A 21700-nucleotide genomic window follows, 5' to 3' on the forward strand; every position below is an offset into this window, starting at 1 on the left:
CTGCCACCCGTCCGTGGCGGGCAGCGGTGGCGCCGCGCACGCAACTGTCCGACGAGCGAAATCAGTGGCCAGGCGAATCGGTGACGATCGACGCAGGTGATCACCGGTGCGCGCCCCGGCACGATCCGGATCGCGAAAGGGTTCGTACACGATGGAGTGAGACGGATCGTGACGCTCTGGCGACTTTCCGTGAGCCGGTCCCATCATTTCTCCCCGTCGGTCCGGACGGCTGACGACAATGATCATTCGAGGGGGACAGAACCGTGGACCGGAGAATTGCTGCGATCGTCGTCTCGACGTTCGCGGCCGGGGCGATCTCGATCATCCCGGCGACCGCCCTCGCGGGCGAGGTCCCCCCGCCGGTCCCGGGCCCGGCCGGTCCGGCGGGTCCCCCGGGTCCGGCCGGTCCGGCCGGTCCTGCGGGGCCGCCCGGGGAGATCGGGCCCGCCGGCCCGGCCGGGCCGCCCGGGGCGACGGGCGCCGTCGGGGCGGCCGGCGCGATCGGTCCGGCCGGTCCGGCCGGTCCGCAGGGACCGCAGGGCGACGAGGGCCCCCAGGGACCGCTCGGCGAGACGGGCCCGGTCGGCGCCGGCGGTGCCGACGGTGCCGACGCCGTCGCCGGCGGGCAGGCCGGCGGTCAGGCCGGGGCCGGCAGCGACGTCGACGCCGGCGGCGGGGCGTCGGCGAGCGCCGGCGCGAACACCGGCGGCGGGGCCGACACCGGCGGCGGAGCCGGGGCCGGCGGCAGCGCCTCCGCCGGCGCGAACGCGGACGCCGGGAGCGGCGCGGACGCCGACACCGGGTCCGGCACGGACATCAACATCAACGTGACGCCACCGGCTGACGACGCGGCGTCCGGTGATGCCGGGGCCGCGTCCGGGACCGGCGGCAGCGCGAGCGCCGACGCCGGGACCAGCGGAAACGCGGACGGCGGCGCCGGGGGCACCGCCGCCGCGAACGCCGGAGCGGGCACCGGCGCCGACACCGGGGACGGGGGCGCAGGCGGGGGAACGGCGGACGCGGGCGCCGGATCGACGGCGGGGGGCGCGGCGGACGCCGGGACCTCCGCAGGCGCCCAGGCCGGGACGGGTGCCGGCGGCACCGCCGGCGTCGGGGTGGACGCGACGACCGTCCCTGCCCCGGCCGGAGCGGCGGGCTGATCGTCCGCGGGTGGTCGACCGGCCGGTCCGGGTGGGGCGCCGACCCACGGCGTCCCGCCCAGCCGGTCACCGCGCAGGCAGGTCGGATCGGACGGGATCGGGGTGGACGGCGTGGTGCTCGGACGACGACGGCGGCGGCACGGTCGGGGGCGCGTGGCCGTGCTCGCGGTCCTGCTGTCGCTGGGCGATCTCGGGGCGGCGGCGCTGCTGCCGGCGACCGCGGTCGCGGAGGACGGCGTTCCCTGCGCCCAGCCCGCCCGGGCGTGCGTCGACCTCTCCGACCAGAAGGCCTGGCTGCTCGACGGCGAGGGCGGGGTCCTGCGCGGCCCGGTGCCGATCACGTCCGGGATTCTCTCGGAGCCCACACCGGCCGGGCAGTTCTCGGTGACGAGCAAGGACATCGACCACGTCAGTGGCATCACGAATACGCCGATGCCCTATTCCGTGTTCTTCGACCATCGCGGCCGCGCTTTTCACGAGGGCAGCCTGCAGAATCCGTCGCTGGGCTGTATCCACCTCTCCCACGACGATGCCGTCGCTTTCTACGATTCGCTCGATGTCGGCGAACCGGTGGAGATTCAGCCGTGAGTGTCGGCCACCGGTGACGCCGGGTCACCGACTGTCCGGATCACGCACGCGCGGACGACGCGCGCCGGCACGGACGGCCGTGCGGCGCCCGCTCAGGCCCGTCGGGAGCGCACGAAGCGTGCGACCGCCCGCCACCCGAGGACCAGCACCCCGAGCGAGACGGTCGCCACGACAGCGAAGGACACCGGCAGCCGGCCGGTGAACGCGGCACGCAGGGGCAGGCCGACGACGACCGCGCCGGCCCAGACCGCGAGGCCCGAACCCCAGGCGAGCGGGTCGCGCCACGTGCGCCCGGCGAGCGTCGCGACCGCGGCGCCGGCGACGAAGGGCGCGGCGGTGAGCAGGGTGCCGGTGAGGTCCTCGGCGTGGCTGGCCCGGCCGAGCGCCGCGAAGGCGACGACCGCGACGGCGTCGAGGGCGATCCACGCCCGCCGGGTGGGCGGTGCCGTGGTGGTCACTAGAAGAGGACCGTCGCGAACGCCCCGACCTGTTCGAACCCGATGCGCTCGTAGGCGCGGCGGGCCGGGGTGTTGAACGCGTTGACGTAGAGGCTCGCGACGCGCCGGGCGCGCACGAGGTGCGCGACGACCGCGGCGGTGCCGGCCTGGCCGAGGCCCCGGCCGCGCCACTCGGGGTGCACCCACACGCCCTGGATCTGGCCGACCCGCGAGGAGAGGGCGCCGATCTCGGCCTTGAACACGACCTCGCCCTGCTCGAAGCGCACGAACGCCCGCCCGGCGCCGATCAGTTCGGCGACGCGGGCCCGGTAGCCGGCGCCGCCGTCGCCGAGGCGCGGGTCGACGCCGACCTCCTCGAGGAACATCGCGATCGCCGCCGGCAGGTAGCGCTCGAGCTCGTCGGGGCGGGTCTGGCGCACCGCCGGGTCAGGGGTGACCAGCGGCGTCCCCGCCGTGGCCATCAGCGGCTGGTCGGGACGGACCTCCCGCGCGGTGTCCCAGTGCTCCCGCAGCTCCTCCCACAGCGGGAGCACGAGCTCGCGCCGACCGACCAGCGACGAGCACGCCCGGCGCTGGCGACGGGCGCGTTCGGCGAACTGGCGCACCTCCGCCCGGTCGCCGCGCAGGGGCACCAGATTGGCCCCGGAGAAGCACAGACCGTCGAGACGTCCGCCCACGCCCCACAGCTCACCGCCGAGGCGCCAGGGCTCGACCCCGACCGTCTCGACCCGCGAGGCGACCATGCACGTGGCGACGGGATCGGCGTCGAGGGCGCTCCGCACCTTGGACCGGTCCCGGTCGTCGAGCAGCCGCGCACCGGCGGTACGGAGCACTCCATCAGCCTGCCACGTCCGGGGCAGGAACACCCAGTCCGGTCGCCCGCCCGCCGACCCGTGTCCCCCCGTCGGCGCGTCACACGAGCGCGGGCCGTTCGTAGGCCTGACCGAGGACGTGGTGATCGAGGAAGGCCCAGACCGTGCGGTACCAGAGCTTCGCGTCACCGGGGGCGAGCACCCAGTGGTTCTCGTCGGGGAAGTAGAGGAACTGCGACGGCACGCCGCAGCGCTGCAGGTCGTACCAGAGCCGCAGGCCCTCCGAGATCGGGACGCGGTAGTCCTTGTCGCCGTGGATCACGAGCATCGGCGTGCGGACGGCGCGCACGTGCCGGTGGGGCGAGTGGGCGTCGTAGCGCTCGCGGTCGTCGAGCGGGTCGCCCCACTCGCGGCGCCAGTGGAACGAGGCGTCCGTGGTGCCGACGAAGCCGTCGAGGTGCCAGATGCTGGCGTGGGTCACGATCGCGTCGAAGCGGTCGGTGTGCCCGGCGACCCAGTTGGCCATGTAGCCGCCGAACGAGCCGCCCATCGCCGCGACCTTCGTCGCGTCGATGTCGTCGCGGGCGGTCGTCGCGTCGGTGACCGTCATCAGGTCGGTGTAGGGCAGCTCGCCCCAGGCGCCCGTGGCGGGGTCGAGGAACTCCTGCCCGTACCCGGTGGACAGCCGCGGATCGGGCAACAGGACCGCCCAGCCGCGGGCGGCCATGAGCCACGGGTTCCACCGCCACGACCACGCGTTCCAGCTGGACAGCGGCCCGCCGTGGATCCAGAGCACGAGCGGCGCGGGGGACGATGCCGACGCCCCGCCGGGCAGGACGAGCCACGCGCGCAGCGGGGTGCCGTCCGCGGCGGTGGCGTGCATCTCGGTGAGGGCGCCCGGGAGCGGGTCGATCTCGGTGACGCCCCGCAGCGGCGCGGGCTCCTGGTCGGGCGCCTCGGGGTCGAGACGCACCGGCGTCGGCGGCGCGTCCACCGCGGCGCGCAGCGCGTAGAGCGCCGTCCCGTCGGCGGCGGCCACGACGTCGGTGTAGGTCCCGCTGCGGGTCAGACGGGTCACGGTGCCGTCGGTGATCGAGACCCGAAGCACCGGCCCGTGCCCCGCCTCGTCGACGACGACGTGGACGGCGTCACCGGCGGGGGCGGCCGTCAGGCCGCGGACCTGACGGTCGCCCTCGGGCAGCACGTCGACCTCGTGGCCGTCGTCCAGCGACCGCGCCCGCAGCGTGTGCGCCATGCCCCGCCCGGGCCGCGGGTGGCGCTCGCGGACCCAGAGCAGCCAGCGCCCGTCCGGCGTGATCAGCGGGGACTCGTGGTCGGCACCGGGCTCGTCACCGACCATCGTCGTCCCGTCGGGCCCGTGGAGCGTGAGCCGGCGCCGCCAGGAGGCCGGGTCGGCCGGGTCCGGGACGTCGCCGACCACGGCGACCGTGCGCCCGTCGGGGCTGATCGCGCTGCCGCCGAACCGCTCGCCGGCGTGCGGCGCGACGTGCTCGGGCTCGCCGTAGGTCGCGTCCGGGTCGTCGGGGTCGGGCGGGGCGCAGCGCTGCAGGTGGGCGCGGCCCGGGCCGAGGTCGTGGTCCCAGAAGCGGACCGGGAACTCGGTGTGCAGCCGCGCCGACACCCCCGCCGACTCGCGCGCCTCCTTCTGCTCGGCCGCGTCACCATCGACCGGCTTCGGGGTGACGAGCGTCAGCGTGCCGGCGTCGCGCGCGACCGCGAACCCGCTGATCCCGCCCGGCCGCTCGGCGACCGGGCGCGCCTCGCCCCCGCCGGCGGGTAGGAGCCACAGGGCCGCCGTGTCCTCGGTGGGCTTCTCGGCCGTGGTGTCGGGGCGCCGCGAGGTGAAGAGGAGGTCGCCGGCCGGGGTGAAGGCCGCGGACGACTCCCCCGCCGACGAGCGGGTCAGCCGCCGCGGTGCCTGCTTGCCGCCGGGGTCGATCTCCCAGAGCGACGTGCCGTAGGACTTGCCGTCCGCGGAGAGCTCCGAGACGGTCGTGACGAGGCGCGTCCCGTCCGGGGACAGCGCGAGCCCGGCGCAGCGGCGGGCGGCGGCGAAGGCGTCGAGGTCGTCGAACGTGCTCACGCCCTCCATGGTGCCCTGCGGGCACGTGAGCAGTTCGGGGTGCCAGGGCACTCCGAACTGCTCACGCGCGCGCCGCGCACAGCGCCCGCGCGGCCCGCGTCGCCCGGGTCGGGGTGTCCTCGTCGGTGACCCGGTCGGCGCTGAGGAACCCGTCGCGGTCGAGCGTCGCGTAACCGTGGGCCAGCGCCACCACCTGCTCGACCAGCCGCAGCGCCTCGTCCGGTGAGGTCCGGACCTCGCGGGCCAGCCCGATGAGCACGTCCATGACCGTGCGGCCGGCGCGGGCGAGATCCTCGTCGCCGAGCCGGAGGTCCGGGGCGAAGAGCACGTCGAGGCCGATCCCCCGCCGCACGACGAACGCGGCGTAGCCGCCCGTCGCGGCCGCGAGCCGCGAGGCGGGGTCGCCGGCGGCGTCCGCCGCGCGCCGCAGGTCGTCGGCGAGCTCTCCCGCCGCGCGGGTGGCGATCGCGGCGAGGAGACGGTCGCGGTCGCCGAAGTGCCGGTAGGGCGCCGCCGTGCTCACCCCGACCCGCCGCGCGAGCTCGGCGACGGAGAACCGCGCCGGACCGGACTCGGCCAGCAGCGCCAGGCCCGCCTCGACCAGGGCCGCCGGCAGGTCACCGTGGTGGTAGGCCGCCCGTCGGGTCGCCGCCATCGCCCTCCCCCTCGATGTGATAGACCTCTTACCGTAGCGTGTCAGAGGGTTGTCACATCGGAGGTGCCGCGATGGACGACGGCGTGGCGGGCAAGGTCGTCGCGATCACCGGGGCGAGCGCCGGGATCGGCGCCGCCACCGCACGGGTGCTCGCGGGGCGCGGCGCGCGGCTGGTGCTCGCGGCACGGCGCACGGAGCAGCTCGGGGCCGTCGCCGCGGAGATCGGCGGGGACGTCGTCACCCGGGCCACCGACGTGCGCCGTCGCGAGGACCTCGCGGAGCTGGTCGCGCTCGCCCGGGAGCGGTTCGGGCGCCTCGACGTGCTGGTCGCGAACGCCGGCGTGGGCCACGTCGCCCCGCTGGACGACCTCGCGGTCGACGACTGGGACGCGATGGTCGACGTCAACCTGCGCGGGTTCCTGCACGGTGTCGCGGCCGCCCTGCCCGTCTTCCGGGCGCAGGGCAGCGGCCACTTCGTGACCGTCGTGTCGACCGCCGGGCTGCGGATCGTGCCCGGCCAGGCCGTCTACGCCGCGACGAAGAACGCGGTGCGCACCGTGTCCGAGGGGCTGCGCCAGGAGGCCGGCGCGGACCTGCGCGTCACCGCCGTCTCGCCGGGGGTGACCGACACGGACTTCGTCACCGGCGGCGACGCCGAGACGACCGCGCGGTACCGGGCGATGGCCATGCCGCCGGACGCCGTGGCGCGGGCCGTCGCCTACGCGATCGAGCAGCCGGCCGGCGTCGACGTCGGCGAGATCGTCGTGCGCCCGACCGCCCAGGCGTGACCGGATCCCAGGGTGATCGAAGTACCGATACGGACGCTGAGCGTCTGTGACGGCACTTCGCTGACAAACCTCAGCCGACGGTCACCGTCGGGGCGCCGCCGGCCTGGCCGCCGGCGAGCTCGTCGTCGCCGGACTCCTCGGCGAGGCGCAGGGCCTCCTCGATGAGCGTCTCCACGATCTGCGCCTCGGGCACGGTCTTGATGACCTCGCCCTTGACGAAGATCTGGCCCTTGCCGTTGCCGGAGGCGACGCCGAGGTCGGCGTCGCGCGCCTCGCCCGGGCCGTTGACGACGCAGCCCATGACGGCCACGCGCAGCGGGACCTCCATGCCCTCGAGCCCGGCGGTCACCTCGTCGGCGAGCTTGTAGACGTCGACCTGGGCGCGCCCGCAGGACGGGCAGGACACGATCTCGAGCTTGCGCGGGCGCAGGTTCAGCGACTCGAGGATCGAGAGCCCGACGCGGACCTCCTCGATCGGCGGCGCCGAGAGCGACACGCGGATGGTGTCGCCGATGCCGCGGCTCAGGAGGGCCCCGAAGGCGGTCGCCGACTTGATCGTGCCCTGGAACGTCGGCCCGGCCTCGGTGACGCCGAGGTGCAGCGGGTAGTCGCACTGCTCGGCGAGCAGCTCGTAGGCGCGCACCATCGTCACCGGGTCGTGGTGCTTCACCGAGATCTTGATGTCGTGGAAGTCGTGCTCGGCGAAGAGCGAGGCCTCCCACAGCGCCGACTCGACCAGCGCCTCGGGCGTGGCCTTGCCGTGCTTGGCCATGATCCCCGGCTCCAGCGAGCCCGCGTTGACCCCGATCCGGATCGGCGTCCCCGCGTCCTTCGCGGCCCGGGCGATCTCGCCGACCTTGTCGTCGAACTTCTTGATGTTGCCGGGGTTCACGCGCACCGCGGCGCACCCCGCGTCGATCGCGGCGAACACGTACTTCGGCTGGAAGTGGATGTCGGCGATCACGGGGATGCCGGACTTCGTCGCGATCGCCGGCAGCGCCTCGGCGTCGTCGGCGGACGGGACCGCGACGCGCACGATGTCGCAGCCGGCCGCGGTGAGCTCCGCGATCTGCTGGAGCGTGGAGTTGATGTCCGCGGTCAGCGTGGTGGTCATCGACTGCACGGACACGGGGTGGTCGCTGCCGACACCGACACCGCCCACGTCGAGCTGGCGGGTCCGGCGGCGCGGCGCGAGCACGGCGGGTGCTTCGGGCAGCCCGAGATCGATGGTCATCTCTCTCCCGTACTGGAGGACCTGACGTCTCCAGTGTCCTACAGCGTCGCGACGCTCGCCGGTGGCGAGTCTTACAGCGGGGCTAAAGGCCCAGGTCGATCGGGTTGACGATGTCCGCCAAGATCACCAGCAGGCCGTAGGCCATGATCACCGCCGCGAACCCGACGCCGATCGGCATGAGGCGGGCCAGGTCCACCGGCCCGGGGTCGGGGCGACCGCGCAGACGGGCGATCCGCTTCTTGACCGCCTCCCACAGCGCCGGCAGCACGTGCCCGCCGTCCAGCGGCAGGATCGGCAGCAGGTTGAGCAGGCACAACGACAGGTTCACCGCGGCGAGCAGGTTGAGGAAGATCGAGACCTCGACCGCCACGGGGCGTTCCTGCTCGAGCACCTGGCCGCCCATGACCGACACGCCGACGAGGCTCACCGGCCCGTTGGCCTCGCGCTCCTCGCCCAGGAACACCGCCCCGAACAGCGCCGGCACCTTCTGGGGCAGCCGGGCGATCGCGTACACCGAGCCCTCGAGCATCTCCCCGATGCGGTCGGTGACCTGGCCCACGCTCTGCCGCGTCACGGGCTGGATCGGCTCGAGGCCGAGGAACGAGGCGGTCACGAACCGGGTGTCGGCGCCGAGCGGCCGGTCCAGGTCGGGCACCTGGTTCTCGATCAGCGTCGGGTACAGCGTCAGCTGCTGGCCGCCGCGCTCGACGACGACCGGCACGGTGCCGCGGGCGTCCCGGATGGCGCGCTGGAGGCTCTCCCAGTCCGGGTAGCTCTGCCCGTCGAAGCTCACGATGCGGTCGCCGGGGAGGAAGCCGGCCTCGGCGGCCGGCGTACGCGGCGCCCCCGGCGGGCAGCCGGGCCCGGCCTGCGAGGCGGGGACCACGCACTCGCTGACGGCGTTGACCACCGGCTGCGGGGTGGCGATGCCGAAGCCCATGAGCACGACGGCGAAGAGGACCACCGCGAGGACCAGGTTCATGAACGGGCCCGCGAGCATGACGATGATCCGCTGCCAGGGCTTGCGGGTCCAGAACTGGCGGTCCTCGTCGCCGGGCTCGAAGTCGCGCACGGAGTCGGCGCGGACGTCGTCGACCATGCCCTGGAACGGGCCCGACCGGCGGCTGCGCCCGATCCGCTCGCCGGGCGCCGGCGGGATCATCCCGATCATGCGGATGTAGCCGCCGAGCGGGACCGCCTTGAACCCGAACCGCGTCTCGCCCTTCTTGACCGAGACCAGCGTCGGGCCGAAGCCGACCATGAACTCGGGCACGCGGATGCCGAAGAGGCGGGCGGTGGAGTAGTGGCCGAGCTCGTGCCACGCGATGGAGAGCAACAGTCCCAGCGCGAAGAGCACGATCCCGAGGACGAGCATCACGGCGGCCCACGGTAGACGCGCCGGTGGTGTGCCCTGCGTGGGGTGGCCTCCTGCGGTCTCGTCACGCCACCGCGACGGCCAGCAGCTCCCCCGCCCGGCGGCGCGCCCAGGCCTCGGCGGCGTGCACGTCGTCGACGTCGCGGGGCTCGGCGGCCCACTCCCCGGCGTCGGCGAGGACCGCGGCGAGGGTCTCGTCGATGCCCGTCCACGCGCAGCGCCCGGCGAGGAAGGCCGCCACGGCCTCCTCGTTGGCGGCGTTGAACACCGCCGGCTGACAGCCGCCGGCGTCGCCGGCCGCCCGCGCCAGGTCGAGCGCGGGGAACGCCGCGGTGTCGACGGGCTCGAAGGTCCAGCTCGTCGGGTCGGCGAACGTCTCGGGGCGGCTCGCGCCGGCCAGCCGGTCGGGCCACGCCAGGGCGAGCGCGATGGGCATGTGCATGTCGGGCGGGCTGACCTGGGCGATCGTGGCGCCGTCGGTGAACGTGACCATCGAGTGGATCATCGACTGGGGGTGCACCACGACGTCGATCCGCGCGTAGGGCACCCCGAAGAGCAGGTGCGCCTCGATGAGCTCCAGACCCTTGTTGACCAGCGTCGACGAGTTCAGCGTCACCACCGGGCCCATCGCCCAGGTCGGGTGGGCCAGCGCCTGGTCGACGGTGACGCCGCGGAGCTCGTCGCGTGTCCGGCCGCGGAACGGGCCGCCCGACGCGGTGAGCACGAGCCGCGCGACCTCGTCCGGCGCGCCCCCGCGCAGGCACTGCGCGAGCGCCGAGTGCTCGGAGTCGACCGGGACGATCTGCCCGGGTGCGGCGGCCCGCGTGACGAGCGGGCCGCCGGCCACCAGCGACTCCTTGTTGGCCAGCGCCAGCGTCGAGCCCGCGGCCAGCGCGGCCAAGGTCGGCGCCAGGCCCCGCGAGCCGTCCATCGCGTTGAGCACCGTGTCCGCGCCGCCGCCGGCCAGCTCGGTGGCGGCGTCGGGGCCGGCCGTGACGGTGACACCCGCCCCGACCCGCGCCCGGAGGTCCTCGGCGGCGGCCGGCTCGGCGACCGCGACGGCGGGCACGCCGAACTCGGCGGCCTGGGCGGCGAGCAGGTCGGGCCGCCCGCCCCCCGCGGCGAGGCCGGTGACGACGAAGCGGTCCGGGTGGGCGCGGACGAGGTCGAGGGCCTGGGTGCCGATCGACCCGGTCGAGCCGAGGACGACGATCCGGCGCGGTGTGCTCATCGCGCCTCATCATCACCGGCGGCTGCCACGCGCGGTAGTGAGGCGCACGGTAGGTTGGGCGCGCCCCCGGAACCACCGACCCCAGGAGCCCCCTCGTGGCCTCGAACAGCCCGGCCCGGCAGGAGCACGGCGCCGGAGTCGCGCACCACGACGATCACCACGCGCCCGCGGTGGTCGTCAACGGCGTGTCGTCCGACGACGAGCCCTCGGTCGAGTGGGGCTGGCACGGCCACTACCCGAAGGTCGCCCGCCTGGCCGGCTTCGTCGTGGCCGCGGTCCTGCTGATCATGCTGTGGGGCAACCACGTGGGCAAGCAGGAGGACATCTGGCTGATCGCCCTCGCGATCGGCTTCTTCGCTCTCTCGCTCGGCGCGATCATCCGTTCGCGGACGTCCTGGCGGCGGTGAGCGCACCGCCCGCCGCGCCGCCCGACCGGCATCCGCGGTCGTCGGCGATGCGGCGCTGGCTGCTCGACGGCCTGACCACCCGCGGCGCCCAGTACTCGGGCCCGCACGCGAAGCCCCGACCGGAGAACGAGGGCAAGCCGTGGTGGCGCGTCATGTGCCTCACCGGCGTCGACTACTTCTCGACGCTGGGCTACCAGCCCGCCGTCGCGGTCGTCGCCGCCGGGGTGATCTCCCCGATCGCGACGCTCGTCCTCGTCGTGGTGACGCTGGCGGGCGCCCTGCCGATCTACCGCCGCGTCGCCCGCGAGAGCCCGCACGGCGAGGGCTCGGTCGCGATGCTCGAACGGCTGCTCTCGTACTGGTGGGCGAAGCTGCTGGTGCTGGTCCTGCTGGGCTTCGCGGTCACCGACTTCCTCATCACGATCACGCTCTCCACGGCCGACGCCACCGCCCACATCGTCGAGAACCCACTGGTCGGCGGGGCGCTGCACGGCTGGGAGGTGCCGCTGACGTGCGCGCTGGTGGTGCTGCTCGGCGTGGTGTTCCTCATGGGGTTCGCCGAGGCGGTCGGCATCGCCGTCGTCGTGGTCGGGGTGTTCCTGGCGCTCAACCTCGTGGTGGTCGCCGGGGCGCTCTACCGCATCGCCACCGAGCCCGTCCGGATCGCCGACTGGGGCGAGGCGCTGACCACCCAGCACGGCAATCCCGTGATCATCGTGGCGATCGCCCTCGTCGTGTTCCCGAAGCTGGCGCTGGGCCTGTCCGGCTTCGAGACCGGCGTGGCCGTCATGCCGCTGGTGCGGGGCGCGCCGGGCGACACCCACCGCGACCCGGCCGGGCGGATCGCCGGGGCCCGCAAGCTGCTCACCACCGCGGCGCTGATCATGAGCGTCTTCCTGGTGACCTCGAGCTTCGCCACGACGCTGCTCATCCCGCTCGACCAGTTCGGGCCGACCGGCCAGGCCAACGGTCGCGCGCTCGCCTACCTCGCGCACGAGCAGTTCGGCGCGGTCCTCGGCACCGTCTACGACCTCTCGACGATCACGATCCTCTGGTTCGCCGGCGCCTCGGCGATGGCCGGGCTGCTCAACCTCGTGCCGCGCTACCTGCCCCGCTACGGCATGGCACCGAACTGGGCGCGCGCCGTGCGGCCGATGGTGCTGGTGTTCACGGCCTGCGCGATCGTCATCACGATCGTCTTCGACGCGAGCGTCGACGCCCAGAGCGGCGCGTACGCCACCGGCGTGCTCGTGCTCATCACGTCGGCCGCGATCTCGGTGACGCTCTCGGCGCGCAAGAAGGGCCAGCGCGGGGCGACCGTCGGCTTCGGGATCATCGCCGTCGTCTTCGTGTACACGACTGTCGCCAACATGATCGAGCGCCCGGAAGGCCTGCGGATCGGCCTGCTGTTCGTGGCGGCGATCTTCGTCGTGTCGTTCGCCTCGCGCGCGCTGCGCAGCACCGAGCTGCGGGTCTCGGCGGTGCACCTGGACAAGACCGCGCGGCGCATCGTGCGCGAGGCCCACGAGAAGGACCCGCACGCCGCGATCCGCCTGGTCGCCAACGAGCCGGACCGCCGCGACCGCCGGGAGTACGAGGACAAGGAGCTCGAGGAGCGCTACGACCACCACATCCCGTCCGGAGACGTGATCGTCTTCATCGAGATCACGGTCGACGACCCCTCGAACTTCGAGGAGGACCTGCACGTCCTCGGCGAGGAGCGCCACGGCTACCGCGTCCTGCGCGCCCGCAGCGCGACGGTGCCCAACGCCATCGCCGCGCTGCTCCTGCACCTGCGCGACGTCACCGGCCACGTGCCGCACGTCTACTTCGAGTGGGACGAGGGCAGCCCCGCCACGAACATCGCGCGCTACCTGCTCTTCGGCGTCGGCGAGGTCGCCCCGGTGACCCGCGAGGTGCTCCGCGAAGCGGAACCCGACCGCACCCGCCGCCCGGCCGTGCACGTGGGCTGACCTTCCCCATGTGAGCGAACTTTGGGGCCATAGCCCCAAAGTTCGCTCACGTACCGGTCAGACGGGGGAGGCGGGGACGGCCGCCTGGACCTCCTTGGCGGCCTTGCGGGCGGCGACGAGGACGGCGTCCCAGACCGGGGAGAACGGCGGGGCGTAGGAGAGGTCCATGAACGTCATCTGCTCCACGGTCATCGCGTTCCAGATCGCCGTGGCGAACACGTCGATGCGCTTGGCCGAGCCCGCGCGGCCGACGATCTGGGCGCCCAGCAGGCGGCCGGTGCGCTGCTCGGCGAGGAGCTTCACCGTCATCAGCTCCGCGCCCGGCCAGTAGCCGGCGGTCGTGGTCGACTCCACCGAGGCGGTCACGTAGCCGAGGCCGGCCGCGGACGCCTCCCGCTCCCCCAGCCCGGTGCGGGCGATCTCCAGCGAGCACACCTTGCTGATCGCCGTGCCGATGACGCCGGGGAACGCGCCGTAGCCGCCGGCGATGTTGGTGCCGATGATCCGGCCGTGCTTGTTCGCGTGGGTGCCCAGCGCGATGTGCACGCCCCTGCCGGACAGGCGGTGCCGGACCTCGACGCAGTCGCCGCCGGCCCAGACGCCCGGGGCGGCCTGCATGCGCACGTCGGTGGCGATGCCGCCGGACTCCCCGATCGTCAGCCCCGCCTCGGCCGCGAGCGCCACGTTGGGCTTCACGCCCAGCCCCATGATCACGATGTCGGCGGGCAGGACCGTGTCGCCCGCGCGCACGGCCCGGACGCGCCCGTCCTCGCCGACGTCGAACCCGTCCACCGACGTCCCGGTCCGCACCGTGATGCCCATGCCCTCCATGGCCTCGCGGATCAGCGCGCCCATGTCGGGGTCGACCTGGGTGAAGGGTTCGGGCGCCATGTCGAGGATGGTGGTTTCGAGCCCGCGCGAGACCATCGCCTCGGCCATCTCGACGCCGATGTAGCCCGCACCCACGACGACGGCCTTCCGCCGGTCGCCCGCTCCCAGGTCCTTGACGATCTCCTCGCCCTGCTCGAGCGACTGCACGCCGAAGATCCCCTCGGCGTCCGCGCCCTCCAGCGGGGGCACGGTCGGGACCGCGCCGGTGGCGATGACCAGCTCGTCGTAGCCGAGCTCGTCGGTCTCGCCGTCGTCGACGCCCCGGACGCTGACCGTGCGCTTCTCGACGTCGATCGCGGTGGCCTCGGTGCGCATCCGCACGTCGATCCCGGCCTCGCGGTGCTGCTCGGGCGACCGGGCGATGAGCTCGTCGCGGTCGCCGACGTCCCCCGCGATCCAGTAGGGGATGCCGCAGGCGGAGTACGACGTGTAGTGCCCGCGCTCGAGGACGACGACCTCGAGGTCGCCGTCCGGCGCGTGGCGCAGGGCCGTCGACGCCGCGGACATGCCGGTGGCGTCGCCACCGACGACGACGATGCGCTTGGTCATGAGTCTGGAGTCCCTCCCGGGAGTATCGTGCCGCCGTGACCGAGGCCGCGGAGATCGAGGTCGACGGGCGGACCGTGCGGCTCACGAATCCCGACAGGGTGTACTTCTCGGCCCGGGGAGAAACCAAACTCGATCTCGCCCGCTACTACCTGTCGGTCGCCGACGGCATCGTCCGGGCGCTCTACGAGCGGCCCTGCATGATGCACCGCTTCCCCACCGGGGTCGACGGCGAGAAGGTCCACCAGAAGCGGCTGCCCAAGGGCGCGCCGGACTGGGTCCGCACGGTGCGCGTCACCTTCCCGCGCTTCAACCGCACCGCCGACGAGCTGTGCGTCACCAGCCCCGCCGACGTCGTCTGGGCCGTGCAGATGTCGACCGTGGAGTTCCACCCGTGGAACACCCGCGCCGCCGACGTCGAGACCCCCGACGAGTGGCGCATCGACTTCGACCCGATGCCCGGGGTCGAGTTCCCGACGATCCGGCGCGTGGCGGCCGTCGCGCACGAGGTGCTCGACGAGCTGGGCGCCGTCGGGTTCCCGAAGACCTCGGGCGGCAAGGGACTGCACGTCTACGTCCGCATCCGCCCCGAGCACTCCTTCACCGAGGTGCGGCGCGCGGCGCTGGCGTTCGCCCGCGAGGTCGAGCGGCGTGCGCCCGACCTCGTCACCACCGCCTGGTGGCGCAAGGACCGCGAGCCCGGCACCGTCTTCCTCGACTGGAACCAGAACACCCGCGACCACACGATCGCCTCGGCCTACTCGGTGCGCGGGACACCCGAAGGGCGGGTCTCCGCCCCGCTGCGCTGGGCCGAGATCGACGACGCCGAGCCCGGCGACTTCACCATCGCGACGATGCCCGCCCGCTACGCCGAGATCGGCGACCTCCACGCGACCATCGACGACGAGGTCTTCGACCTGCGCCCGCTGCTGGAGTGGGCCGACCGGGACGACGGCGTCCCCGACGAGCCGCCGGAGGTCTGACACCCCGGGCCGGAGCCCTCAGGCCCGGTTCATCGTGCCCCGCGCGACGACGGTTCCGGCCGCCGACGTCTCGTAGGAGAAGCGGTCCGTCCCCTCCGGGTTGATCCGCACCAGGCCCTCGGTGCACGGCCCGGACACCGGCCGCGCGTCGAGGTCGGTGGTCTCCGCGACGGCGGTGAGGTAGAGGTCGAAGCGGCAGTCGTAGACGGAGAACGCCATCTGCCCGACCTTCGCGCCGACCTGCCCGGCCTGCAGGTCGATGCGGATCGGGAAGGTGCGCCCGGTGCCGGGCTCGGTCTGCTCGCCGGCCCACCCGCCGACGAGGTCCGCGGGCAGGGCCGCCGGTGCGGGGCCCGCGTTCTGCGTGCGCCACCAGTACGTGCCCCCGGCCGCGAGCAGGGCGAGCAGGACGATCACCACGGCGCCGATCAGCAGCCCCCGGCGCCGGCGCGGCGGGGTCGGGGCGTCACCGAGGGTCGGCGACGGAGGTCGCTTCAGGTCGTCGGTCGACCCGGGCAGGGTGCCCGAGCCGGGCGGGACGGTCGCCCCGGGGCTGGTGGCACCGGGGTGGGTCGGGGTCGTCGACGTGGCGGCCTCGCCGGCGTCGTGCGCCCTGGTGGGGGGCGGTGCGACGGGCCCCCACATCGCGTTGGAGCGGGACCCGGTCGGGCCGGGCGGTCGCGGCGGTGCGTGCTGTCCGGTCGGCCCCGTCACCCGGGACGAGGACGGCAGCACCCCGGTCCGCCCCGACTCCGCGCCGTTCGCGCCCGGCGGCGCGACGCGCGAGACCGCCGCCCGCGCGGCCGCGGCGAGCTCCCCGGCCCGCTGGTAGCGGTGCTCGGGCTCCTTCTCCAGGGCGGTGGCCACGACGTCGTCGAGCTGGTGCGGGAGGTCGTGGCGCAGCGCGCCCGGGCGGGGCGGCGCCGCGTGGAGGTGGGCGTGCATCAGCTGCTCGATGGTCCCGCGGAACGGGGCGGCGCCGGTGACGGCCTCGTGCAGCACGCAGCCCAGGGCGTAGACGTCGACCCGGTGGTCGCCGCCCGGGCCGGGCTTGAAGCGCTCGGGGGCCATGTAGCCGGCGGTGCCGATCAGCGTGCTCTGCGACGTGAGCCGGGAGTCGCGCAGGCTCGAGGCGATCCCGAAGTCGATGAGGTACGCGAACCCGGGCGCACCGGTCTCGGGTGACTCGGGGTCCGCGAGCAGGATGTTCGACGGCTTGACGTCCCGGTGGATCAGCTGCGCGCGGTGGGCGGCGTCGAGCGCGGCCGCGACCTGCTCGACGATCGCGACCGCCCGCAGCGGGTCCATCGGGCCCTGGCTGCCGAGGGCGGTCCCGAGGTCGATGCCCTCCACCAGCCGCATGTCCAGGAACAGCCGGCCGTCGATCTCGCCGTAGTCGTGGATCGGGATGACGTGCGGCTCGCTGAGCCGCGCGGTCATCTCCGCCTCGCGCCGGAACCGGGTCGCGAAGCCCTCGTCACCGCTGTGCGCCGACGAGAGCCGTTTGAGCGCCACCGCGCGGTCCTTGCGCAGGTCGGTGGCCCGGTGCACCTCGCCCATGGCCCCCGCGCCGATCAGGCCCTCGATGCGGTAGGGCCCGAAGCGTTCCTCCGCCACGCGCCCCCCTCGGTGTCCTCGTCATCGCCGTCGGAAGGGGATCGTAGCCAGCCCGGCCGCCGCGACCGACCACTCAGAACCGCGTGCCGTTCCACGGCACCGACGGCGGGGCGAACATCCGGGCCAGCCGGCCCGCCGCACCGGGGGTGAGCTCCTCGAGGCGCCCGCAGCGGGCCAGCACCCGGGGATCGATCCCGCCGAGGTAGAGCGAGCCGAGGGTCGCGGCGTCGAGGGCGACGTCGGCGTCGCGGGTCGTGGTCGCCACCTCGGGGGCGGTGGGGTCGCTCGTGTCGACCAGCCACGTGCCCGCAGCGTGACCGGCGGGGTCCTGCACGCGCAGGACGACCCGGTCGGTCACCGGGTAGCGCCGCGCGGTCAGGGCGGCCGGGACGTCGAGCACGCGCAGCCAGAGCATCTCGCGGGACGTCCCCGCGGTGACCGGGCGCAGGTCGGTGAGCAGCCAGGGCAGCGGCTCGTCCACCGACGCGTCGGACCAGCTCACGGCCCCGACGAGGTCGAGCGAGGCGAGGTGGCGCCACAGCTCGCGGTAGGACTCCGGCGTCGTGGCCTGCAGGTCGAGCACGGCGATCTCGGCGCTGTCTCCCAGCCAGTCCTGCGCCACGCGGTAGACGACGTAGCCGCCCGGCCGGCCGGTGGCGTCCGACCACAGCACCGCGTGTCGCTCGCGGTCGGGCCGCATGCCGGAGAAGAGGTTCTCCCCGGTCATCAGCGTGGTCCACGACCGCGTCGACCGGGCCATCGAGCCCGGGTGCCGGCGCCGGGCGCGGTCGTGCACCGGCGCGGCCGCGGACGGGAGCGTCGCGACGTCGAGGGTGCGCAGCCGTCCGGTGGGCCCGGGGTCCCGGAACACCGCGGCGCGCGTGTCGAGCCGCAGCGACCGCGTCGAGAACGCGAGGCCGAACCCGAACCGCTCGTAGAGCGAGCCCTGGGTGGAGGTCAGCGCCGCCATCGGCGTGCCGGCGCGGGCGGCCTCGGCGAGGTCGTCGACGAGCACGGCGCGCAGCAGGCCGCGGCGACGGTGGGTGCTGCGGACCCCGATCGAGGTGATCGCGTCGACCGCCACCTCCCCGCCGGGCACCGTCATCAGCGAGTCCCACGACCGCAACGTCGCGACGGGTGCGGGGTCGCCGGTCTCGTACACCCCGCGCAGCCGCTGGCCCGCGTAGTCGGCGGCGGCGCGGGCGAGGTCGGCGGGGTCCATGCGCGGGCGCAGGAACGCCGCGGCCATCGCGCGGGCCCAGGTGACGGTGTCGGCGTCGGCGACGCCCTCGGCCACGTGCGGGACGAGCCGGCGGACCTCGGGCATCGCGCTAGCGGGCGGTCGCCGCGAGCTGCCCGCACGCGGCCGCGATCTCCCGGCCCCGGGTGTCGCGGACGGTGCACGCGACACCGCCGTCGCGCACCCGCGCCACGAACTCGGCCTGCACCGGCGCGGGGCTCGCGTCCCACTTGCTGCCCGGCGTCGGGTTCAGCGGGATGAGGTTGACGTGCGCCAGGCGCCCGAGGTGCTTCGACGCCAGCTTCGCGAGCAGGTCGGCGCGCCACGGCTGGTCGTTGACGTCGCGGATCAGCGCGTACTCGATCGAGACGCGGCGTCCGGTGACGTCGGCGTAGTGCCGGGCCGCGGCGAAGACCTCGGCGACCGGCCAGCGCTGGTTGACGGGCACGAGGCTGTTCCGCAGCTCGTCGTCGGGGGTGTGCAGCGAGACCGCGAGTGTCACCTGCAGGTCCTCGTCGGCGAGGCGGTGGATGGCGGGCACGAGACCGACCGTCGACACCGTCACCGAGCGCTGCGAGAGCCCCAGCCCCGCGGGCGGCGCGTCGCAGAGCCGGTGCACGGCGTCGACGACGCGGCGGTAGTTGGCCAGCGGCTCGCCCATGCCCATGAACACGACGTTGGACAGCCGGGACAGGTCGGCGCCGAGCTCGCCGTCGCGCACCGCGGCGGCCGCGACGCGGACCTGCTCGACGATCTCGGCGGTCGACAGGTTGCGCTCGAGGCCGTTCTGCCCGGTCGCGCAGAACGGGCACGCCATCCCGCAGCCCGCCTGGCTGGAGATGCACACCGTCGCGCGGTCCGGGTAGCCCATGAGGACGCTCTCGACCAGCGCGCCGTCGTTCGCCTTCCACAGCGTCTTGCGGGTGGCGCCGCCGTCGCAGTCGAGCACCGAGGTGGGCGTGAGCAGCTCGGGCAGCAGCGCCGGCGCGAGCGTCTCGCGGGCGGCCGCGGGCAGGTCGGTCATCGCCGCCGGGTCGCTCTCCAGCCGCGTGAAGTAGTGCCGCGAGAGCTGGTCGGCACGGAAGCCGGGCAGCCCCAGCTCGGTCACGGCCTCGCGACGCGCGGCGGGGTCGAGGTCGGCCAGGTGGCGCGCGGGCTTCGTGCGCCGGCTGCCCTTCGGCGAGAGGGAGAGGACGGGTCCTGCGGCGTCGTCGGGATCGAGGGCGGGCTCGGTCATCGCGCGCGGTCCCGCAGCATCTCCACGAGCCCGACGCGGTCGGCGGCCGAGAGCAGCAGGAGCACCCCGGCGAGCAGCCCGAGCAGGCCCTGCGAGACGAACCCGCCCGCGGTGGCGGTGGTGATCAGCGCCGACAGCACCCCGGCGGCCACGACGACCAGGCCGAGCCAGCGGGTCGGCTGCTGGCCCGTCGAGCGGCTGAGCAGCACGAACGCTCCGCCGGTGAGCACCAGCGCGAGACCCGGCAGGAACGCCGACGCGCTGATGAGGCCGAGCACGATCGACGCGATGATCACGATCGCGATCACGCCGCCGCCGAGGCGCAGCATCTCCGCGGACCGCGAGGTGTCGAACGGACGCGGCCCGCGCCGGCGGTTCTCCACCCCGATGCCGATGGCGATCGCGATGCCCACCGCGAGGATCAGCGTGCCCACGCCGTCGGCCCCGAGGCCGAGGGTGCCCGCCGCGAGCCACACCAGCCCGGCGCCCAGCTCGACGAGCACGGGGTCGACGCGGACGGCCCGCCCGCGCCGCGGCGGCGGGGAGCCCTGGAAGCCACGCCCGGGTGGGCGGGGAGGCGGGTACGCGGACACGACGTCCACGGTAACGCGGCCGGTCACCGGGCCGGGACGCCAGCCCCGGGGCCGCCCGGCGGCTCGTCAGCGTCCGGACCGGCGCCGGATCTCGTCGATGACCGCCGGGAGGACCTCGTGGACGTCGCCGACCACCGACCACGTCGCGCGCCGCATCATCGGCGCCTCCGGATCGGTGTTGACCGCGAGGATCGACCGCGCGCCCATGCACCCGACCCAGTGCTGCGTGGCGCCGCTGATGCCGCACGCGACGTAGAGGTCGGGGTGCACGCGGGTGCCGGTGAGCCCGACCTGGTCGGCGTGCGGGCGCCACCCGTTGTTGGTGGCGACCCGCGAGCAGCCGACCGCCCCGCCGACGAGCCCGGCCAGCTCCTCGAGCACGGCGTAGCCCTCGGCGCTGCCCACGCCCCGCCCGCCGGAGACCACCACCGGCGCCGTGGCCAGCGTCATGCCGGCCGCCCGCGGTGCCCGCTCGACGCGGCGGGCGCGCGGCACCGACGCGTCGAGATCGGGGACGAACACGTCGACGGTCACCTCGGCGGCCGCGGCGCTCTCGCCGGTGGGGCGACCTCCCGCGCTCAGCGTGCAGAGGCGCACCGGGGCGTCGAGCGCGGCGTCCTCGAGCAGGATGCCGCCCGAGCGTTCCCGGGTGACCTCCCACAGCTCGTCACATCCCTCGGGCCTCGGCCGGATGTCCGTGCACGCCGTCGCGAGCGGCACCTCCAGCGCGGCGGCGGCCCACGCCATCGCCTCGGTGCTCTCCGCGGTGCTCGCGGCGAGCACGGCGGCGGGTCGCCGCGCCGCGACCAGCTGCGCGAGGGCCTCCCCCGCGCACGCCGGCCCGCCGTCGGCCAGCAGCTCGTGCCGGAGCAGGTGCAGGCGCGAGACCCCCTGCTTGACGAGGTCCTCCGGGAGGTCGCCGGCCTCGCCGACGGCCACCGCGGCGACGGGGACGTCCAGCCGGTGGGCGAGGTCCCGCGCGGCCGCGAGCACCTCCGCCGACGCGGCGCTCGGCGTCCCGTCGGTCTCCCTCTCGATCACGGCCAGCACCATCAGCGCACCACCCCCAGGTCGGCGAGGACGTCCACCACCGCGGGCGCCGCCGCGGCCCCGCGGCCCAGCACGACGGTCTGCGCGCGGGCGTCCGGGCGGTGGCGCAGCCGCAGGGTCCGCAGCCCACCGGCCGCGGGCGGGGCGTCCAGCACCCGCACCGGGGCCTTCTTCGCCCGCAACCGGCCCTTGATCGTCGGGTAGCGCGGGAGGTTGAGCCCCTCCAGCACGGCGACGACGGCGGGCAGCGGCGCGTCGTGGACCTCGACCCCGTCGCCGACCTCGCGACACACCGCGACGGTGCCGGAGCCGGGCTCGATGCCCTTCACCCCGCCGACCACGGGGCGGCCCAGCGCGCAGGCCACCCGGAAGGCGACCTGGGCGTGGCCCGCGTCGGCGGAGGCCTCCCCGAACAGCACGAGGTCGTAGGGCGGCAGGTCCTGCAGCGCGCGCGCGATCGCGGCGGCGGTGATCTCCGGCTCCGGGTCGGCGACCGGCGCGTCGACCCGGACCGCGTGGTCGGCGCCCATCGACAGCGCGTACCGCAGCTGTTCCTCGGTCTCGGACGGCCCGACGGTCAGCACCCCGGCGGAGCCGCCGGTGCGCCCCGCGATCCGGACCGCCTCCTCGACCGCGCACTCCTCGTGCGGTCCGATCGTGAAGCCGAGGTGGCGGGTGTCGACGGCCGTCGCGTCCGCGGTCAGCAGGATCTCCGCGCCCACCGCGGGGACGCGCTTGACGCACACCAGGACGTCCAC

The 21700-nt window shown here is 74.9% G+C and carries 20 protein-coding genes; 6 read left to right on the forward strand and 14 right to left on the reverse strand.

The window, feature by feature from the left end; all coding sequences use genetic code 11:
- The first annotated feature begins 263 nt into the window (after window positions 1–263).
- Window positions 264–1160, forward strand: a complete 897-nt coding sequence (locus ACR9E3_RS15525) for a hypothetical protein (protein ID WP_460381190.1) — start codon at window positions 264–266, stop codon at window positions 1158–1160.
- Window positions 1161–1313: 153 nt separating this feature from the next.
- Entirely contained in the window at window positions 1314–1748 is a 435-nt protein-coding gene (locus tag ACR9E3_RS15530; RefSeq protein WP_460381191.1) for a L,D-transpeptidase, read from the forward strand.
- A gap of 92 nt (window positions 1749–1840) precedes the next feature.
- Here the strand turns inward: ACR9E3_RS15530 and ACR9E3_RS15535 are convergent, their stop codons facing one another.
- From ACR9E3_RS15535 to ACR9E3_RS15550, 4 genes are all read right to left on the reverse strand, one after another.
- Entirely contained in the window at window positions 1841–2206 is a 366-nt protein-coding gene (locus ACR9E3_RS15535; protein ID WP_460381192.1) for a DUF3054 domain-containing protein, read from the reverse strand.
- Window positions 2206–3039: a GNAT family N-acetyltransferase gene (locus tag ACR9E3_RS15540; protein WP_460381193.1), complete on the reverse strand. Its 834-nt coding sequence runs from the start codon at window positions 3037–3039 to the stop codon at window positions 2206–2208. The genes ACR9E3_RS15535 and ACR9E3_RS15540 overlap by 1 nt, the downstream gene beginning before the upstream one ends.
- Before the next feature lie 79 nt (window positions 3040–3118).
- Window positions 3119–5131 (reverse strand): alpha/beta fold hydrolase, encoded by a 2013-nt coding sequence (locus tag ACR9E3_RS15545; RefSeq protein ID WP_460381288.1) that lies wholly within the window; start codon window positions 5129–5131, stop codon window positions 3119–3121.
- Between the two features lie 52 nt (window positions 5132–5183).
- Window positions 5184–5777 (reverse strand): TetR/AcrR family transcriptional regulator, encoded by a 594-nt coding sequence (locus ACR9E3_RS15550; RefSeq protein WP_460381194.1) that lies wholly within the window; start codon window positions 5775–5777, stop codon window positions 5184–5186.
- A 71-nt stretch (window positions 5778–5848) separates the two neighbouring features.
- Between ACR9E3_RS15550 and ACR9E3_RS15555 the strand changes: the two genes are divergently transcribed.
- The gene (locus ACR9E3_RS15555; RefSeq protein ID WP_460381195.1) at window positions 5849–6565 is read left to right on the forward strand and encodes an SDR family oxidoreductase; all 717 of its coding nucleotides are present in this window, start codon (window positions 5849–5851) and stop codon (window positions 6563–6565) included.
- A gap of 70 nt (window positions 6566–6635) precedes the next feature.
- On the opposite strand, the gene ispG is transcribed toward ACR9E3_RS15555, so the two are convergent.
- The 3 genes from ispG to dxr all read right to left on the reverse strand — a co-directional run bounded on the left by ispG (window position 6636) and on the right by dxr (window position 10405).
- Window positions 6636–7799 (reverse strand): flavodoxin-dependent (E)-4-hydroxy-3-methylbut-2-enyl-diphosphate synthase, encoded by a 1164-nt coding sequence (gene ispG / locus ACR9E3_RS15560; RefSeq protein WP_460381196.1) that lies wholly within the window; start codon window positions 7797–7799, stop codon window positions 6636–6638.
- A gap of 82 nt (window positions 7800–7881) precedes the next feature.
- A complete protein-coding gene (locus ACR9E3_RS15565) occupies window positions 7882–9174 on the reverse strand; it encodes a M50 family metallopeptidase (protein ID WP_460381289.1) in 1293 nt (430 codons plus the stop codon).
- Between the two features lie 64 nt (window positions 9175–9238).
- Entirely contained in the window at window positions 9239–10405 is a 1167-nt protein-coding gene (gene dxr / locus ACR9E3_RS15570) for a 1-deoxy-D-xylulose-5-phosphate reductoisomerase (protein ID WP_460381197.1), read from the reverse strand.
- Between the two features lie 95 nt (window positions 10406–10500).
- Between dxr and ACR9E3_RS15575 the strand changes: the two genes are divergently transcribed.
- Together ACR9E3_RS15575 and ACR9E3_RS15580 are read left to right on the forward strand one after the other, a co-directional pair.
- Window positions 10501–10812: a DUF2631 domain-containing protein gene (locus tag ACR9E3_RS15575; RefSeq protein ID WP_460381198.1), complete on the forward strand. Its 312-nt coding sequence runs from the start codon at window positions 10501–10503 to the stop codon at window positions 10810–10812.
- Entirely contained in the window at window positions 10809–12785 is a 1977-nt protein-coding gene (locus tag ACR9E3_RS15580; RefSeq protein ID WP_460381199.1) for an APC family permease, read from the forward strand. The genes ACR9E3_RS15575 and ACR9E3_RS15580 overlap by 4 nt, the downstream gene beginning before the upstream one ends.
- 57 nt (window positions 12786–12842) lie before the next feature.
- Here ACR9E3_RS15580 and ACR9E3_RS15585 read toward each other — a convergent pair whose 3' ends face one another.
- Window positions 12843–14225, reverse strand: coding sequence for an FAD-dependent oxidoreductase (locus tag ACR9E3_RS15585; RefSeq protein WP_460381200.1), 1383 nt, complete (start codon window positions 14223–14225; stop codon window positions 12843–12845).
- A gap of 35 nt (window positions 14226–14260) precedes the next feature.
- On the opposite strand from ACR9E3_RS15585, the gene ligD reads away from it, so the two are divergent.
- Window positions 14261–15205, forward strand: coding sequence for a non-homologous end-joining DNA ligase (gene ligD, locus ACR9E3_RS15590; RefSeq protein WP_460381201.1), 945 nt, complete (start codon window positions 14261–14263; stop codon window positions 15203–15205).
- 18 nt (window positions 15206–15223) lie between these two features.
- On the opposite strand, the gene ACR9E3_RS15595 is transcribed toward ligD, so the two are convergent.
- From ACR9E3_RS15595 to ACR9E3_RS15620, 6 genes are all read right to left on the reverse strand, one after another.
- Window positions 15224–16822, reverse strand: coding sequence for a serine/threonine-protein kinase (locus ACR9E3_RS15595; RefSeq protein WP_460381202.1), 1599 nt, complete (start codon window positions 16820–16822; stop codon window positions 15224–15226).
- A gap of 73 nt (window positions 16823–16895) precedes the next feature.
- On the reverse strand, window positions 16896–18149 hold the full coding sequence (locus ACR9E3_RS15600) for a GNAT family N-acetyltransferase (protein ID WP_460381203.1): 1254 nt from the start codon (window positions 18147–18149) through the stop codon (window positions 16896–16898).
- 4 nt (window positions 18150–18153) lie between these two features.
- Window positions 18154–19299, reverse strand: a complete 1146-nt coding sequence (gene rlmN, locus ACR9E3_RS15605) for a dual-specificity RNA methyltransferase RlmN (protein ID WP_460381204.1) — start codon at window positions 19297–19299, stop codon at window positions 18154–18156.
- A complete protein-coding gene (locus ACR9E3_RS15610) occupies window positions 19296–19892 on the reverse strand; it encodes a hypothetical protein (protein WP_460381205.1) in 597 nt (198 codons plus the stop codon). Before ACR9E3_RS15610 ends, rlmN begins: the two co-directional genes overlap by 4 nt.
- Before the next feature lie 66 nt (window positions 19893–19958).
- Window positions 19959–20933, reverse strand: a complete 975-nt coding sequence (locus tag ACR9E3_RS15615; protein WP_460381206.1) for an electron transfer flavoprotein subunit alpha/FixB family protein — start codon at window positions 20931–20933, stop codon at window positions 19959–19961.
- 11 nt (window positions 20934–20944) lie between these two features.
- Window positions 20945–21700, reverse strand: a complete 756-nt coding sequence (locus tag ACR9E3_RS15620; RefSeq protein ID WP_460381207.1) for an electron transfer flavoprotein subunit beta/FixA family protein — start codon at window positions 21698–21700, stop codon at window positions 20945–20947.

The organism is Actinomycetospora sp. C-140, from assembly GCF_054796175.1.

Coding starts and splice junctions, on each gene's coding strand:
- ACR9E3_RS15545 (WP_460381288.1), bottom strand. CDS start 5,131: ATGGAGGGCGTGAGCACGTTCGACGACCTCGACGCCTTCGCCGCCGCC.
- ACR9E3_RS15550 (WP_460381194.1), bottom strand. CDS start 5,777: ATGGCGGCGACCCGACGGGCGGCCTACCACCACGGTGACCTGCCGGCG.
- ACR9E3_RS15555 (WP_460381195.1), top strand. CDS start 5,849: ATGGACGACGGCGTGGCGGGCAAGGTCGTCGCGATCACCGGGGCGAGC.
- ispG (WP_460381196.1), bottom strand. CDS start 7,799: ATGACCATCGATCTCGGGCTGCCCGAAGCACCCGCCGTGCTCGCGCCG.
- ACR9E3_RS15565 (WP_460381289.1), bottom strand. CDS start 9,174: ATGCTCGTCCTCGGGATCGTGCTCTTCGCGCTGGGACTGTTGCTCTCC.
- dxr (WP_460381197.1), bottom strand. CDS start 10,405: ATGAGCACACCGCGCCGGATCGTCGTCCTCGGCTCGACCGGGTCGATC.
- ACR9E3_RS15585 (WP_460381200.1), bottom strand. CDS start 14,225: ATGACCAAGCGCATCGTCGTCGTCGGTGGCGACGCCACCGGCATGTCC.
- ACR9E3_RS15600 (WP_460381203.1), bottom strand. CDS start 18,149: ATGCCCGAGGTCCGCCGGCTCGTCCCGCACGTGGCCGAGGGCGTCGCC.
- rlmN (WP_460381204.1), bottom strand. CDS start 19,299: ATGACCGAGCCCGCCCTCGATCCCGACGACGCCGCAGGACCCGTCCTC.